The sequence below is a fragment of the Nonomuraea soli genome (assembly GCF_013761175.1).
GTDB lineage: Bacteria > Actinomycetota > Actinomycetes > Streptosporangiales > Streptosporangiaceae > Nonomuraea > Nonomuraea soli.
Genome location: NZ_JACDUR010000005.1, coordinates 991,631 through 1,007,445 on the forward strand (window position 1 = coordinate 991,631; position 15,815 = coordinate 1,007,445).

The following is a 15,815-nucleotide window of genomic DNA, read 5'->3' on the forward strand; positions in this document are numbered from 1 at the left end:
AACCGCAAAGGCATTTTTGCAAAGACTATTTTGCGATCATCAGATAGATCATGAAACCGAGCACACCGAGCAGGATGAGAACGGCCATGCCCGCCTGGACCGCATAGAAGACGATCATCGCGGTCGAGCCCGGCCACTCCTGCGGCGCCGGCCCGAGCGCCCCGGCGTTGAACACCGTCAGCGGGGCGCGGTACTCCAGCTCCACCGTGTCGCCCGGCATCATCCGCAACGGTCCGCCCGCGTGCCCGATACGTCCCATGTACGGGACGTACATCGACAGGTGGTGCTGCCCTGGCACCACCGGGATCACATTGCGCCCCCACCTGACGGGCACCGGCTGGTTGTTGAGGAACAGACGGGGCCTGACCAGCATGAACAGGAAGGCCATCGGATGATGCTTGATGTCGACGACGAGCCATGACTGAGGGGGATTCATAACGGGATAGCCTGCCACTCATGCTGGACGACATTCTGGTTGACGAGGCAATTCACACGATCCGCCCCGATTTCGCGGTGCTTGTCATGACGGCGCGCGGCCTGCGCAACGGCCCCACCGACGACCGCTCGCGCGCCTGGCTCGCCGAGGCGTCGGAGCAGGGCGTGCAGGCCGAGAAGATCGAGTCGTGGCGCGAGGCCTACAAGGCCTTCGGCGCCAAGCCCTCGCGCACCAGGCCGAGCGTCGACGCGCTGACCCGCAGGCTCCCGTTGCCCGAGATCAACCAGGTCGTCGACGCCTACAACTCGATCAGCGTCAGGCACTGCCTGCCGATCGGCGGCGAGGACCTCGACAAGTACGACGGCCCCGCCCACCTGACCGTGGCCACCGGCGACGAGGTCTCGGAGGAGGCCCTCGGCGCCCCCGAGCCGGGCGAGGTCATCTGGCGCGACGACACCGGCGTCACCTGCCGCCGCTGGAACTGGCGCCAGGTCGTGCGCACCCGCCTCACCGAGGAGACGGTCAACGCGCTGTTCCTCCTGGAGCGTCTGGAGCCGATGTCGATCGAGGAACTGGAGCTCGCCGGCAAGGAGCTGGCGGCCCTGCTGACCGAGCTGTCCCCGGACGTCCGGATCGACACCCGCTTGATCACTACTGGGAAGTAAACCTGCGTTTCATAGGTTGATACTCAAAGGTGATAAAGCGCACACCCCCCGGATTGACTAGGTAGACGTGACTCCTTTGGATCGTCCTGAGAGGATCGGGCCATCCCTGCTCGCCCGACGGGCGCATCCTGCCAGTTCGGGCGAGTAGCCTTGGACAGGTTCTCTAACATCAACGCCGATCTGCGGAAGAGGGCGATTTCCGCCGTGTCGTCAGAGTCGTCGCGGTCAAACCCGCTGGCAAGCTTTGGACAGAACGAGTGGCTTGTCGACGAGCTGTACCAGAAGTACCTCCAGGATCCCGAGTCTGTGGACAAGGCCTGGTGGAACTTCTTCGCTGACTACAACCCTGATTACGGACCGGGCCGAACCCCGGTCAGGGAGGCGGCGAACGGCCCGGTGACCACCGCGCCCGCAGCGGCTCCCGCACCAGCGAAAGCGGCCGCGAGTGCACCCGCGGCCACCCCACCGAAAGTTGCCAAGCCTCCCGTGAGCACGCCGATTCCGGCAGGGGCCGAGGAAGTCAAGATGCGGGGCGCCGCTGCCCGCACGGCCCAGAACATGGACCTCTCCCTGTCGGTCCCGACCGCGACCAGCGTCCGGGCCATCCCGGCCAAGCTGCTGATCGACAACCGCATCGTGATCAACAATCACCTCAAGCGGGGTCGCGGCGGCAAGGTCTCCTTCACGCACCTGATCGGCTACGCGATCGTCAAGGCGCTGAAGGCCATGCCGGAGATGAACTTCTCCTACACCGAGGTCGACGGCAAGCCGACGCTGGTCAAGCCCGAGCACGTGGGCTTCGGGCTGGCGATCGACGTGCAGAAGAGCAACGGCGAACGCCAGCTGCTGGTGCCCTCCATCAAGGGCGCCGACGACATGGACTTCCGCCAGTTCTGGATGGCCTACGAGGAGATCGTGCGCAAGGCGCGCGGCAACAAGCTCGGGGTCGACGACTTCCAGGGCACGACGATCTCGCTGACCAACCCCGGCACGATCGGCACCGTCCACTCCGTGCCGCGCCTGATGCCCGGACAGGGCACGATCGTGGGCGTCGGCGCGATGGAGTATCCCGCCGAATACCAGGGCGCCTCTCCCGAGACGCTGTCGCGCCTGGCCGTCTCCAAGGTCATGACGCTGACCAGCACCTACGACCACCGGATCATCCAGGGCGCCCAGTCGGGCGACTTCCTGCGCCAGATCCACCGTCTGCTGCTGGGCGAGGACGGCTTCTACGACGAGGTCTTCGAGTCCCTGCGCATCCCGTACGAGCCGGTGCGCTGGATCCAGGACATCTCGACCTCTCACGACGACGACGTGGCCAAGTCCGCTCGCGTGATCGAGCTGATCCACGCCTACCGGGTGCGCGGCCACCTCATGGCCGAGACCGACCCGCTGGAGTACAAGCAGCGCAAGCACCCCGACCTCGACATCCAGTCGCACGGCCTGACGCTGTGGGACCTGGAGCGCGAGTTCGCCACCGGCGGCTTCGGCGGCAAGCCGCTGGCCAAGCTGCGCGAGATCCTGGGTGTGCTGCGCGACTCCTACTGCCGCACCATCGGCATCGAGTACATGCACATCCAGAACCCCGAAGAGCGGGCCTGGATCCAGGCGCGGGTGGAGAAGCCGTACAAGTCGCCCGACCGCGGCGAGCAGCTCCACATCCTGGAGCGGCTCAACACCGCCGAGGCCTTCGAGACCTTCCTGCAGACGAAGTTCGTCGGGCAGAAGCGCTTCTCGCTGGAGGGCGGCGAATCCCTGGTGCCGCTGCTCGACTCGGTGATCGGTGAGGCCGCCGACGAGCAGCTCGACGAGGTCGTCATCGGCATGGCCCACCGCGGCCGCCTCAACGTCCTGGCCAACATCGTGGGCAAGTCGTACGCCCAGATCTTCGGCGAGTTCGAGGGCAACATCGACCCGCGCACCGCCCACGGCTCCGGCGACGTGAAGTACCACCTGGGCGCCACCGGGCAGTTCACCGCCCACAACGGCAAGACCATCACCGCCTCCGTGGTCGCCAACCCCTCGCACCTCGAGGCGGTCGACCCGGTCCTCGAAGGCGTCGTGCGCGCCAAGCAGGACCTCCTGGAGCGCGGCGAGGAGGGCTTCACCGTCCTGCCGATCCTGGTCCACGGCGACGCGGCCTTCGCCGGCCAGGGCGTCGTGGCCGAGACGCTCAACCTGTCGCAGCTGCGCGGCTACCGCACCGGCGGCACGGTCCACGTCGTGGTCAACAACCAGGTCGGCTTCACCACCTCGCCCGCCTCGTCGCGGTCGAGCGTCTACGCCACCGACGTGGCGCGGATGATCCAGGCGCCGATCTTCCACGTCAACGGCGACGACCCCGAGGCCGTCGTCCGCGTGGGCAAGCTGGCCTACGAGTACCGCCAGGCGTTCCGCAAGGACGTCGTGATCGACATGATCTGCTACCGGCGCCGCGGCCACAACGAGGGCGACAACCCCGCCTACACCCAGCCGCTGATGTACGACATCATCGACGCCAAGCGCTCCACCCGTAAGCTCTACACCGAGGCCCTGATCGGCCGCGGCGACATCACGGTCGAAGAGGCCGAGCAGGCGCTGCGCGACTACCAGGCCAAGCTGGAGCAGGCCTTCACCGAGGTCCGCGAGGCGGCCAAGAAGCCGCAGGAGACCGCCGACGCCGAGCTGCGCGTGCCGCCGACCGAGGTCGTCAAGTGGAGCCACGACGACACCCCGACGGCGATCACCGACGAGACGCTCAAGCGCATCGTCGACACCCAGCTCAACCTGCCCGACGGCTTCACCGTCCACCCGCGCCTGGGCCCGATCATCCAGCGCCGCGGCCAGATGGTGGAGCAGGACAGCATCGACTGGGGCATGGGCGAGACCCTCGCCTTCGGCTCGCTGCTCATCGACGGCCACCCGGTCCGCCTGGTCGGCCAGGACTCCCGCCGCGGCACCTTCGTCCAGCGCCACGCCGTGCTGGTCGACCGCGTCACCGGCGGCGAGCACACCCCGCTGAAGACCTTCAACCAGGGCACCACGAAGTTCTACGTCTACGACTCGCTGCTCAGCGAGTTCGCGGCGCTGGGCTTCGAGTACGGCTACAGCGTCGTGCGTCCCGACGCCCTGGTGTTGTGGGAGGCCCAGTTCGGCGACTTCGTCAACGGCGCCCAGACGATCATCGACGAGTTCATCTCGTCCGGTGAGCAGAAGTGGGGCCAGAAGTCGGGCGTCGTCCTGCTCCTTCCCCACGGCTACGAAGGTCAGGGCCCCGACCACTCCAGCGCCCGCATCGAGCGCTTCCTGCAGGTCTGCGCCCTCGACAACATGACCGTCGCCCAGCCGACGACCCCGGCCAACTACTTCCACCTCCTGCGGTGGCAGGTCGAGTCCGGACGGCACAAGCCGCTGGTGGTCTTCACGCCGAAGTCCCTCCTGCGGCACAAGCTGGCCACCTCGAAGGCGGCCGACTTCACCACCAGCACCTTCCAGCCCGTCATCGGCGACGCCACCGTCGACCCGGGCAAGGTCACCAGGGTCGTGATGGTCTCCGGCAAGCTGTACTACGACCTGGTCCAGGGACGCGACAAGTCCGGTCGCGACGACGTGGCCATCGTCCGCCTGGAGCGTCTCTACCCGTTCCCGCAGGAGGAGCTGAGCGCCGAGCTGGCGCGCTACGGCTCCGAGGTGGAGCTGGTGTGGGCGCAGGACGAGCCGGTCAACATGGGGCCGTGGCCGTACCTCACCCTGAAGCTGGCGGAGAACCCCGCCCTGTTCGGCGGGCGCACCCCGCGCAGGGTCAGCCGCTCGGCCAACAGCTCCCCCGCGGTCGGCTCGCACGCCGCCCACGACCGGGAGCTGGAGGAGATCCTCCACCAGCTGTTCTGACCTCTGTCAGCACGCGACGCCCTCGTCTTCCCCGGAAGGCGGGGGCGTTCGCCGTCCCCACTAGGGTGACCTGTATGTACTTCACCGACAGGGGCATCGAGGAACTCGTCCAGCGGCGGGGCGAGGAGGAGGTCAGCCTCGGCTGGCTGGGCGAGCGGCTGCGCGAGTTCGTCGATCTCAACCCCGAGTTCGAGACTCAGGTCGAGCGCCTGGCGACCTGGCTGGCCCGACTCGACGACGAAGACGAGTAATATCTTGAGATATTCGGAAACGCGACATATCGTGTAGGTATGGAGTGGACGATTGACGAGCCCCGGCAACTGACCTTCGACGAGGTCCGCGAGCTGAACGTGCGCACGGTGGCCGGACGGCTGAACGTCCTGGCCAGCGACGCGACCCCCACCCTTCACGTGGCGGAGATCGACTCGGCCCCCCTGATCGTCACCCTCGACGACGAGGGCACGCTGACGGTCGCCTACCAGGATCTGACCTGGGACGGGCTGCTGAGCTGGCTGAAGCCCTCGGGGCCTCGACACTGCGACCTGACGATCACGGTCCCGAGCGGCTGCCAGGTCAGCGTGGGCGTGGTGAGCGCGCATGCCGTGGTCACCGGCTTCACCAGGAAGACCAGGGTGAAGAGCGTCGCGGGCGACATCGTCCTCGACGGCGTGAGCGGCGACGTCTCGGCGGAGACCGTCTCCGGAGCCCTGGAGAGCAGGGCGATGGAGGGCGACCTGTCCTTCACCAGCATCTCCGGCGACCTGACGGTGGCCGGAGGCACGCCGCGCAGGCTGAAGGCCAAGACCGTGTCGGGCAGGATCACCGCCGACCTGCGCCTGCGGCCCACCGGGCACGTCACGGTCAACACGGTCTCCGGCGACAGCCTGATCAGGCTCCCGCACAACGTCGACGCCGACGTGACGATGCGCTCGACCGTCGGCGAGCTCAACTCCTCCTTCGAGGGGCTGGACCACATCGGCAAGCCGGGTTCGAGAACCATGCGCGGAAGGCTCGGCGGAGGGATGGCGCAGGTGTCGGCCAACTCCGTCAGCGGCAGGGTCGCGCTCATCAAGGGGGAGAAGGAATGAGCCCCGTCTTCGGGCACGGACGGCTGCGGCTGTACCTGCTCAAGCTGCTGGAGGAGAGCCCGCGCCACGGGTACGAGGTGATCAGGCTGCTCCAGGACAGGTTCCTGGGCGTCTACTCCCCCTCCCCCGGCACGATCTACCCGCGCCTGGCCAGGCTGGAGGAGGAGGGCCTGGTCACCCACGAGGTGATCGACGGCAAGAAGGTCTTCTCCCTGACCGACAAGGGACGCGCCGAGCTGCACGCGCGCCTCGACGAGCTGGCCGACCTGGAGCAGAGCCTGACCGAATCGGTGCAGGACATCGCCCGCGAGGTCAAGGAGGACGTGCGCTCGACCGTGCGCTCGCTGCGCGAGGAGCTCACGCAGGCGGCCAAGGACGTGCGCCCGCCCGACCTGTCGAGGAGCTGGACCCACTGGCAGGAGCGCGACTGGCGGCAGACCTGGGCCAGGGTGTGGTCGACGTTCGGCGACGCTCCGGAGAACCGCGCGGAGCTCGACGCCGCCCTGGGCGAGGTGCTGGCCGACTTCGTGGCGCAGGTGCGCCAGGAGGCCTCGGCGGGCAACCTGACCCGGCAGTCGCTGGAGCAGTGCCGCGCCGTCCTCGACGACGCGTCGACGAAGATCCGCGATCAGCTCCGATAGGCCGCCCGGCGTGCCCGGTAGGCGATGGGCATGTAGCGCAGCCGTTCGGGAAGCCTCGGCGTCACGGCCGCGACCGACCGGCCCAGCGCCAGTAACCGCCGCTCCTGCCGTACGGACCACGACAGGCCCAGCTTCTTGCGTACGGCGGGCGGCAGGGTGCCTACGGTGACGAACTGGTTGAACTCACCCGAGGCCATTCCGAACGGCCGCCATAACGCCCGGGGCAGCCCCGCGGGAGCGGGGGTGGCCTTGAGGGCGGCCAGCACCTCCAGCGCGGTCGGGTGCGCTTCGAGCCGGTCGGCGACCATGCGGTCGAAGTAGACCCAGAACGCCTCCAGGTCGGCGGGCACCTCGCGCTCCGGCACCTGGAGGATGTCGCCGAGCAGCATGAACTCCTCGTACAGCCGGGCCGTGTCGACGGGCCCGCCGAAGATCCGCTGAACGGCCAGGAATCGTTCGAAGAGCGTCAGGTGCACCCAGGCCCACGCCTCGCCGTTCAGCGCGTGGTAGGCGCGGCCCTGCTCGTCGATCCCGCTGATCGGGCGGTGCAACTCGCGCAGGCGCGCCCCCTCGGCGGGGCCGTCGGCGTAGACCCACTTCTGCACCGAGGTGAGGGTGCGGTTGAGCCGGCCCCAGGGGTCGCTCTTGTAGTCGGAGTGCTCCCGCACGGCGGCGCCGACGGCCGGATGCATGGTCTGCAGGATCAGTGCGCTTCCGGCGGCGAGCAGGTTGCGGTACTCCCCGGCCAGGTCCCATTGGACCGAGCCGGGCCCGAAGGTCTGCATGCCATAAGTATTCGCTTACTCGATGCTGAAGACAACCTTCCCGAAAAGGTCACCGCCGGCCATCGCGGCGAAGCCGTCCGCGGCCTGCGTCAACGGCAGCACCCGGTCGATGAGCGGGCGCACGCCGGTCTGCTCCAGGAAGACCGCCAGGCGCCGCAGCTGGTCGCGGGTGCCCATGGTGGAGCCGACGACCGACAGCTGCAGGAAGAAGACGCGGTTGAGGTCGGCCGGCGGCACGGCGCCGCTGGTCGCACCCGAGACGACGATCCGCCCGCCGGGACGCAGCGACTTCAGCGAGTGGTCCCAGGTGGCCTGGCCGACGGTCTCCATGACCGCGTCGACCCGCTCGGGAAGCCGCGCGCCCGGCTCGAAGACCTGGTCCGCGCCGAGTTCCAGCGCCCTCGAGCGTTTCTCCTCCGACCTGGAGGTCGCCCACACCCGGAAGCCGCCGGCGCGGCCGAGGGCGATCAGCGCGGTGGCCACGCCACCGCCCGCGCCCTGGACGAGGACGGTCGAGCCCGGCTCGAGCCCGGCCTTGTCGAACAGCATGCGGTAGGCGGTCAGCCATGCGGTGGGCAGGCAGGCGGCCTGCTCGAAGCTGAGCGCGGCGGGCTTGGGCACGAGGTTGCGCCGGGGCACGGCGACCCGCTCGGCGAAGGTGCCGTCGTGCGTCTCCGACAGCAGGCTCCGGCGCGGGTCGAGCGTCTCGTCGGGTCCCGAGCCGATCACCGAGTGCACGATGACCTCGTTGCCGTCCTCGTCGAGCCCCGAGGCGTCGCAGCCGAGCACGATCGGCAGCCGGTCCTGCCGGATGCCGACGCCCTTGAGGGTCCAGAGATCGTGATGGTTGAGTGCGGCGGCCTTCACCGTGACGGTGGTCCACCCGTCGGGAGTCTTGGGCTCCGGATGCTCACCCAGGGTCAGCCCGGCCAGGGGGTTGTCGGGATCGGTCTGTGTGGCGGTTACGGCGAACATGTCGGCAATCTACTTGAGCCGGACCCGGATGCCCTCGATTGCCTGGGTCACCCAGTCGCCGGGTCCCGACGCGCCGATCGAGAGCCCGTCGCGGCACAGGTAGGTGAAGCGGCCGCGCGCCTCGATCAGCACCGACGGCGGGCGCGGGTTCGCGCGGCACACCGGGGTGGGCACCAGGACCACCGTCGGCCCGTCCGGAGGACCGAACCACAGCTGGGGTCCCGCCGGCTCCCTGTTCCATCCGGACTCCCCCGGCTCGGCCAGGCGCAGCGGCTTCCTGGCCGACAGCACCAGGAACCCATCGTCCGTCACCTTGCCGGTCAGGTTGCGCGCCCAGGTCATGCGCTGCTCGAAGGTCAGCCCCTGTGACCGGTCGTACAGGGCCAGGCGCCAGTCGCCGAACGCGAACAGCAGCACCTGCCCGGAGCCGCCGCCCGGCTGCCGTGGCCACAGGGTGACGTTGCCGGTCAGGTCGCGCAGCGCCTGGCCGCCCCTGCTCACCTCGGCCTGGCCCTCGTAGGGGGCGATCAGCTGGCGGTACTGCGTCATCTCGCCGTCGAGCCAGCCGCCCAGCATCGGCCGCACGCCCATCGCGGCCAGGCCCAGCTGACGGGGGTAGCGCACCTCGGCCTGCGTGCCGTCGGGGAAGACCACGTCGATGATCTCGTCGTCGCCGTCGCGGCGGGCCTCGGGGTTGACGACGTTCGGCGTCGTCACCCTGGACGCCGTCGGGGCCGGCGTCGGGCTCGCCTTCGGCTCCGCGGGCCCGGAACCGCGCGTCGCCAGGAGGCCGATCACCACGACGACCGCCGGCACCAGGAGCAGCGCGGCACCGAGGCGCCGCCTGCGGCCCTTGCTGCCCTTGCTGCCCGCCTCGATGACGTCGAACGGCTCGCTCACGCCGCCAGTTCAGTTGAGGTGGGACCTCGCGCGCAAGGGTCCAGATCTGGCGAAATCGTCACGAAATCCGAACCTGATCACCAGGCGGCCTGGTTGACGCCTCCCTCGGACGAAAGGCGCACCTCCTGGCCGACGAGCTCGCGCCCGAGGGCGTCGGCGATCAGGTCCGCCTGCCGTACCAGAGCATGAGCACGCCGGCCGTCCGGCAGGTCCACGATCAGGATGCCCTTGTCGGGACGGCCCTCGCGGTCGTGCGCGACCGTGTAGCCGGCGACGGTGGCGGGCCCCTCGTGCACGTCGGCGATCGGCACCGGATCGGCGACGAAGACCGGGACGCCGTCGGAGCGATCCGTGCCGGGCTCGCTGGACCACACCGCGTAGGCGTGCTTGGTCAGGTGCATGCCGACGCCGGTGACCAGGCCGTGCCCGCCGTCCCGCAGCAGGGCGGCCATGGTGGCCGTGGAGTGCAGCACGTAGCAGCTCGACGGACCTCCGGCGTACGGCAGGCCGCCGGTCACGGTGAGCCCCCGCCGGTCCAGCGGGTCGAGCCCGAGCGTGTCGCAGGCCTGCCGCAGGGCGATGGCGAAGCAGCTGTAGAGGTCGAGCGCGTTCATGTCGTCCAGGCCCAGCCCCGCGCGTTCGAAGGCGGCACGCGCCGCGTGGCCGAGGGCCTCGCTGGCGCCGAGCTCCGGGCGGGCCGCCACCTCCCAGGTGTCCTCGGCATAGGCCCAGCCGCGCAGGTAGATCCGCTGGTCGCGGGGGACGTTGAGGCGGTCGGCGAGTCCGGCGCTGGCCAGGACGAGCGCGGCGGCCTGGTCGACCTCGATGACCGCGACCGTGTTCCTGGTGTACGGCCAGCCGACGAAACGGTTGGCGGCGGTGGGGGTGGCCAGCTCTTGGGGAGTCATGACCTTGCGGCGCCACGCATGACGGTTGGCGGCGGCCACCTCGGTCATGGGGGCCATCATCTCGCCCCTGTCCAGCATTTCTTCTTTTAGATCGAGATTTCTGGATTTGCGACGAGCCGTCTCCATGATCGCGTACGTGTGCACCGGCATGAACAGCTCATGCGCGATCTCGCTGGCATGCGGCGGGCGTTCCCAGCCGTAGGGCGGCTTGGGATGGGCCGCATGACTCCACGGCACATGTTCACCCCTGTGCCGGTAGGCCCGCCGGGTCGCCAGGGCCTCCGCTCCGACCACCAGCGCGGCCTCCAGCTCCCCCCGCGCGATGCGGGCGGCCGCCTCACCGATGAGCAGCTGCGGTGCCGTACCACTGACCTTCGAGTAGACGCGGTGGCTCGGGTCGGCGCCGAGCCGCCGGGCCAGGCGGTCGGCGGGCGCGTCGTACTGCCAGGAGTCGCTGTAGACGATCTGGATCGAGTCCAGCCGGTGCAGCGGCAGCCGCGCCTCGCGGGCCGCCTCCCTGGCCACCAGTTCCCAGAGATCCAGGGGCTCGGGTCCGGGTTGCTCGCGAACGGTGTGCTGGGCCACACCGATGAGACAGGGGGTGCGAGGATCCATGGCGCAATCTAACCAGAACATTATTCGAGTGGCTATTGTTCACTTTGTTGCGCCTGTTTCTCGTGAGATTTTCCAGCCCCTCCTACCTGCGGAAATGCTTTCTCGGAATATATGCGCTCTGGTTATTTCAATAACAGGATGGAACCGTCCCAGACTTTTTCACGTCGTTTCATGGATTTCCGGGAGCGCCTTTCGTTAGCGTCTCGCTCGTTTTCCTGGCCCATCCGGGGCGACAGTCCCCCGCTCTGGGCCGCCGAGAACTGGAAGGAGCTCCACCATGTCCCGAGCAAGGAAGGCACTGGGCGTCGCGATCCCTCTCGCGGCCCTCAGCGGTCTGGTCAGCCTGCCCGCCGCCAACGCCGGCGCGTCGGCCGACGACGTCGTCTCCGCCGCGGCGAAGACGACCACCAGCGGTTCGGCGGTCTCGTTCTGGACCCCCGACAAACTGCGCAAGGCCGAGAACGCCGACTACGCCCTCGATGTGACCGGCCGCAGCGGCAAGGCCTCCAACTCCACCCCCGACGGGCCGCCCGGATCCGTGCCCCCGATCGGCCAGGAGGGCGCCAAGTCGCCCAAGGTCAAGCACGTCAACCTGCCCAACACCGTCGGACGCGTCTTCTTCATCGACGGCAAGGGCGACTGGAAGTACTGCTCGGCCACCTCGATCCAGGGCAAGTACCGCAACCTGGTGGCCACGTCGGCGCACTGCGTCTACGACACCAAGTACAACCGCTTCCACTCCAACTGGGTGTTCATCCCGTCGTACTGGGACGGCAACCAGGCATGGGAGGGCAAGGCCCCGTACGGCATCTACGAGGCCAAGACCTTCAACGCGCACGACGACTTCGTGGTGAAGGAGGACTACGACTTCGACTACGCGTTCGTCAACGTCTTCAACGGCTACAAGGTCGAGTGGAAGAAGCTGCCCGGCGGCGGCTGGGAGCCGGTCCAGAAGCTCATCGGCCGACTCGGCGACAACGTCGGCGGCCAGGGCTTCACCTGGAACCGCAGCACCAAGGCCAACGTCTTCTCCTTCGGCTACCCGGCCGGCGAGCACCCCGACGGCGACAAGCCGTACACGGGCCGCACGATGAAGTGGTGCTACGGCAAGACGGCTCCGATGCCGGCTGCCGCCAAGTTCCGCATCGAGGAGCACGTGGGCTTCAAGTGCAGCTTCACCGCGGGCGCGAGCGGTGGTCCGTTCGTCTACAACTACCGCAACACCTCGCGGACCGGTTACGTCATCGGCGTCAACAGCGTCGCCTGGGACACCGACGGCAACGACCGGTACGACCACATCTCGTCGCCGTACTTCAACAGCGACACTTACAAGATCTACAAGGCGGCGGCGAACCGGTGGACCGGTAACCCGCCGAAGTGGACGCCGTAGGCGGCATTTTGAGGGCCCGTAAGCGCCTTTCACCGGGCGCTTACGGGCCTTCGGGCATAGTTGCCCAGATAACGAATCTCGATCCGAGCTGCAATAGTCCAGTTGATCTGGAAAAATCACCCCAGAACGGAAGGTAGTTACATGATCCCCCGAGTCAGGCACCTAGCGGCAGCCGCCCTCAGCGGCGCGCTGCTAATGCTGCCTGCCCTCGCCGGGATCGTGCCCGCGTCCGCTTCCGCCGCCGCTCCGGCCAACCGTGTCTTCGCCATCGACATGGCCAAGACCGACGCCCAGCTGAAGTCGGTGCTCAAGCAGTGGAGCCCGCAGAAGCTCGCCGAGGCCGAGAAGGCCAGCCCGGCCACGCCCGGCCCCAAGAGCGACGCCGCGGGCTCGGCGGGCAACGGCAAGCCCGTCACCCTCCCCTCCAAGGTCGACCCTCGCGACGTCGAGCCCGCCGCCCCCTCCTCGGGCGGCGCCCGCACCTTCGGCAAGGTCTTCTTCTCCTTCGGGGACAAGGAGTTCTGGTGCTCGGCCAGCTCGATCGCCGCCAGGAACGGCAGCGTGGTCGCCACCGCGGGACACTGCGCCTACGACATCCGCACCCTGAAGCCCGCATCCAACTGGATCTTCGTCCCCAACCCCGGCCCCGACGGATCCGCCCCCGACGGCATCTACGTCGGCGCGTCGGTCGCCGTCCACGAGCAGTGGCCGTGGACGGGTGACTACGACTACGACTACGCGTTCGTCACGGTGCACCCCGGGATCAAGTGGGAGAACAAGAACGGCGAGCCGACCCCGGTCTCCGTCGGCAAGCTGCAGGACAACGTGGGCGGCCAGGGGCTGACCATCCTGCGGAAGACGGGGAACACGGTGCACGCCTTCGGCTACCCGGCCGGCGCGCAGCCCAACGGCACCCGGCCCTTCGACGGGCGCAGCCTGAAGAGCTGCACCGGGACCACGAGCTGGACGAAGTCGCCCAGCTTCATGGTGAAGTACGGGGTGCTGCTGCCGTGCAACTTCACCAGCGGGGTCAGCGGGGGGCCGTGGCTGATGGAGTACAACGCGGGGACCAGGCTGGGCAAGCTCAACGGGGTGAACAGCCTCACCTGGTACAGCGGGGCCAACGGGGTGTACGACGGGACCTCGTCGCCGTACTTCAACAAGGACACCCTCGCGGTGTACCTCGCAGCCGGATCCTGATCTCCGCACTCCTGGGCCTCCTTCAAGGGGGCCCTTTTTTGTCGTAGGACACGGGCTTGTGACGCTTAGGTAGATCAATAAGCCTAGTTAGACGGGGCCGGTCCCGAATCGGTGCCATGTTCCTCATGTGATCTGAGTCACATTTTACTATTCACGCACCGTGTCGCCTCGCTCACACCCCTCGAGACACTTCCGTAACATTCCCAGCTAGGGCCGCGAAAACGGACATCTCTCGGCGCGGCCTCTGACAGATAACGGCACGGTCACGAGGGTAAGCGTGCCTTCCGGATGCTGCGAAGTGGCTTTTACCTGCGAAGATCCCCCGATATGTTCCTTGCTGTCCCTTTACTGACGCATGGGACGCCAGTTGCGTCCCACGACAGAGCAAGGAGCAAGTTCCCTTGAAGCGCATCCTCATCCCCGCCAGCGGTGCCGTCCTGGCCACCGGCCTGCTGGCTGCCGGCCTCGCCGCCTCGGCTCAGGCCGCTCCCGACGTCGCCTCCGACGCGATGGCCAAGAGCGCGGCCTCCGCCAAGGCGATCGCCGAGTTCTGGGCGGACAACAACAACGCTGCTCTCAAGGCCGCGACCGCCTCCAACGTCTGGGACAACTCGGACGTCACCAAGCTCAAGAGCTCCGGCGGCTACTCGGCCGACAGCAAGCCGGGCCTCATCGGCACCCCGGTCGCCAAGTCCTCCAAGGTTCACAACGTGAACCTGCCGAAGACCATCGGCAAGGTGTTCTTCGTCAACGGCAAGGGCGAGAAGAAGTGGTGCTCGGCCACCGCGATCCAGTCCAAGTACAAGAACCTGGTCTCGACCGCCGGCCACTGCGTCTACGACGTCGACCGCAACACCGACGTCATGTCGAAGTGGGTCTTCGTCCCCGGCTACTACCAGGGCAAGGCGCCTTACGGCATCTACGTCGGCAAGCAGGCGTTCACCCACTACGACTTCGATGTCTACGAGGACTTCGACCGCGACTACGCGTTCGTGACGGTCTACAACGGCATCAAGATCGCCGATGGCAAGAAGACCCAGGTCACCCAGGCGCAGTACGACGCCTACAAGGGTGAGAAGGACCGGACCCTTACGAAGATCGAGAAGTCCGAGTACGACTCTCTCGTGTCCAAGTACGGCGCCGAGAGCAGCATGCTCGCCACCAAGGCCAGCAAGAACGACGCCCAGCAGGTCGGCAACGACTACAAGCCCAAGTCGGGCGAGACGAAGTTCCTGGCGGGCGTCGAGGTCACCAAGGCCGAGTTCGCGACCCTCAAGGACGTCGCCAAGGAAGCCCTGAACGGCGAGCCCTGCGTCCCTGGTGGCGTGGTCTGCTACGACCTCGCCGGCAACGAACTCAACCCCAACAAGGTTGCGATCAGCAAGGCCGAGTACGACGCCCTTGTCGCCAAGAAGAGCCAGGGCGGCTTCGACGGCGAGCTGACCGCGGCCAACGGCGGCTGGTACAAGCAGCAGTTCTACAAGAAGCAGTGGTACGTCTCGGTCGCTGACACGATCGACTACTTCAAGGCCACCGCTTTCTACATCGTCCCCGAGGCGACCGTCTCCGACGCCGGTCGCCTCAGCGACAACGTCGGCGGTCAGGGCTTCGCCTGGAACCAGCCCACCGGCAAGTACATCCGCGTGTTCGGCTACCCGGCCCTCGCGCACCCGGACGGCAACAAGAACTTCACCGGCGTGACGCCGAAGTGGTGCTACGGCAAGACCTCCGCCAAGGTCGTGCAGGCGCCCGCCAAGAAGATCGAGGAGCACGTCTCCATCCGGTGCTCGATGACCGAGGGCGCCGACGGTGGCCCCTGGCTGTACAACTACAGCAACGCCAAGCGCATCGGTTACGTGAACGGTGTCACCAGCACCTTCGCCGACCAGGACGGCAACAACCGCATCGACACCATCACCTCGCCGTACTTCGACGGCGAGACCGCCACCGTCTACCGCTCCGCGGCCAACGTGTGGTCCGGCAAGATCGTCGGCTGACGCATCTCGCACCCGCTGTGAGCCGTCGGTCACCGACGGTTCACGGTTAGAGACACAAAGAAGGGGTCTCGGCTTCACGCCGAGGCCCCTTTCGTCGTATCTGTGGGCTCTTTGGACGCGCGGGAGCCGAATCTGGTGCCATCGAGTCGATGTGATCTGCGTCACACAGCGACGTTGCCCATCGTCACGGGGTCGCTGCAGTCACACAGGAAACACTAACAACTCTCTTATCCTGATCTGCGGAAATGCCCACAAACGAACCATGGATCCCGCAACGCGCTCCGGACTCTTAAACATCACAGAACGATCACGCCCGACTTGGCCCGCCTTTTCCCTCCAAAGCGG

The 15,815-nt window shown here is 67.6% G+C and carries 13 protein-coding genes; 8 read left to right on the forward strand and 5 right to left on the reverse strand.

Going from position 1 to position 15,815, the window contains the following annotated elements; translation table 11 throughout:
- Positions 1 to 25: 25 nt before the first annotated feature.
- Positions 26 to 436: a hypothetical protein gene (locus HNR30_RS27820; protein WP_181612946.1), complete on the reverse strand. Its 411-nt coding sequence runs from the start codon at positions 434 to 436 to the stop codon at positions 26 to 28.
- A gap of 20 nt (positions 437 to 456) precedes the next feature.
- On the opposite strand from HNR30_RS27820, the gene HNR30_RS27825 reads away from it, so the two are divergent.
- From HNR30_RS27825 to HNR30_RS27845, 5 genes are all read left to right on the forward strand, one after another.
- A complete protein-coding gene (locus HNR30_RS27825) occupies positions 457 to 1,101 on the forward strand; it encodes a B3/B4 domain-containing protein (RefSeq protein WP_181612947.1) in 645 nt (214 codons plus the stop codon).
- Between the two features lie 204 nt (positions 1,102 to 1,305).
- Positions 1,306 to 4,971 carry a multifunctional oxoglutarate decarboxylase/oxoglutarate dehydrogenase thiamine pyrophosphate-binding subunit/dihydrolipoyllysine-residue succinyltransferase subunit gene (locus HNR30_RS27830; protein WP_181612948.1) on the forward strand — a complete coding sequence of 1,222 codons (3,666 nt, stop codon included), beginning with the start codon at positions 1,306 to 1,308 and terminating at the stop codon, positions 4,969 to 4,971.
- Positions 4,972 to 5,045: 74 nt separating this feature from the next.
- Complete coding sequence (locus tag HNR30_RS27835; protein WP_181612949.1) at positions 5,046 to 5,222, forward strand: DUF6104 family protein; 177 nt, start codon at positions 5,046 to 5,048, stop codon at positions 5,220 to 5,222.
- A 39-nt stretch (positions 5,223 to 5,261) separates the two neighbouring features.
- Complete coding sequence (locus HNR30_RS27840; protein WP_181612950.1) at positions 5,262 to 6,059, forward strand: DUF4097 family beta strand repeat-containing protein; 798 nt, start codon at positions 5,262 to 5,264, stop codon at positions 6,057 to 6,059.
- Positions 6,056 to 6,700: a PadR family transcriptional regulator gene (locus tag HNR30_RS27845; protein ID WP_181612951.1), complete on the forward strand. Its 645-nt coding sequence runs from the start codon at positions 6,056 to 6,058 to the stop codon at positions 6,698 to 6,700. Before HNR30_RS27840 ends, HNR30_RS27845 begins: the two co-directional genes overlap by 4 nt.
- Here the strand turns inward: HNR30_RS27845 and HNR30_RS27850 are convergent.
- The 4 genes from HNR30_RS27850 to HNR30_RS27865 all read right to left on the reverse strand — a co-directional run bounded on the left by HNR30_RS27850 (position 6,688) and on the right by HNR30_RS27865 (position 10,883).
- Positions 6,688 to 7,485 (reverse strand): oxygenase MpaB family protein, encoded by a 798-nt coding sequence (locus HNR30_RS27850; RefSeq protein WP_181612952.1) that lies wholly within the window; start codon positions 7,483 to 7,485, stop codon positions 6,688 to 6,690. The two genes, HNR30_RS27845 and HNR30_RS27850, sit on opposite strands and share 13 nt — an antisense overlap.
- 15 nt (positions 7,486 to 7,500) lie before the next feature.
- Positions 7,501 to 8,460 carry a zinc-binding dehydrogenase gene (locus HNR30_RS27855; protein ID WP_181612953.1) on the reverse strand — a complete coding sequence of 320 codons (960 nt, stop codon included), beginning with the start codon at positions 8,458 to 8,460 and terminating at the stop codon, positions 7,501 to 7,503.
- A gap of 9 nt (positions 8,461 to 8,469) precedes the next feature.
- A complete protein-coding gene (locus tag HNR30_RS27860; RefSeq protein WP_181612954.1) occupies positions 8,470 to 9,360 on the reverse strand; it encodes a hypothetical protein in 891 nt (296 codons plus the stop codon).
- A 77-nt stretch (positions 9,361 to 9,437) separates the two neighbouring features.
- A complete protein-coding gene (locus HNR30_RS27865) occupies positions 9,438 to 10,883 on the reverse strand; it encodes a TLP1 C-terminal extension domain-containing protein (RefSeq protein ID WP_181612955.1) in 1,446 nt (481 codons plus the stop codon).
- A 277-nt stretch (positions 10,884 to 11,160) separates the two neighbouring features.
- Between HNR30_RS27865 and HNR30_RS27870 the strand changes: the two genes are divergently transcribed.
- From HNR30_RS27870 to HNR30_RS27880, 3 genes are all read left to right on the forward strand, one after another.
- Positions 11,161 to 12,273 carry a trypsin-like serine peptidase gene (locus HNR30_RS27870; RefSeq protein ID WP_181612956.1) on the forward strand — a complete coding sequence of 371 codons (1,113 nt, stop codon included), beginning with the start codon at positions 11,161 to 11,163 and terminating at the stop codon, positions 12,271 to 12,273.
- Positions 12,274 to 12,414: 141 nt separating this feature from the next.
- Positions 12,415 to 13,473, forward strand: coding sequence for a trypsin-like serine peptidase (locus HNR30_RS27875; protein ID WP_181612957.1), 1,059 nt, complete (start codon positions 12,415 to 12,417; stop codon positions 13,471 to 13,473).
- A gap of 401 nt (positions 13,474 to 13,874) precedes the next feature.
- Positions 13,875 to 15,470, forward strand: a complete 1,596-nt coding sequence (locus HNR30_RS27880; RefSeq protein ID WP_181612958.1) for a trypsin-like serine peptidase — start codon at positions 13,875 to 13,877, stop codon at positions 15,468 to 15,470.
- Positions 15,471 to 15,815 lie beyond the last annotated feature (345 nt).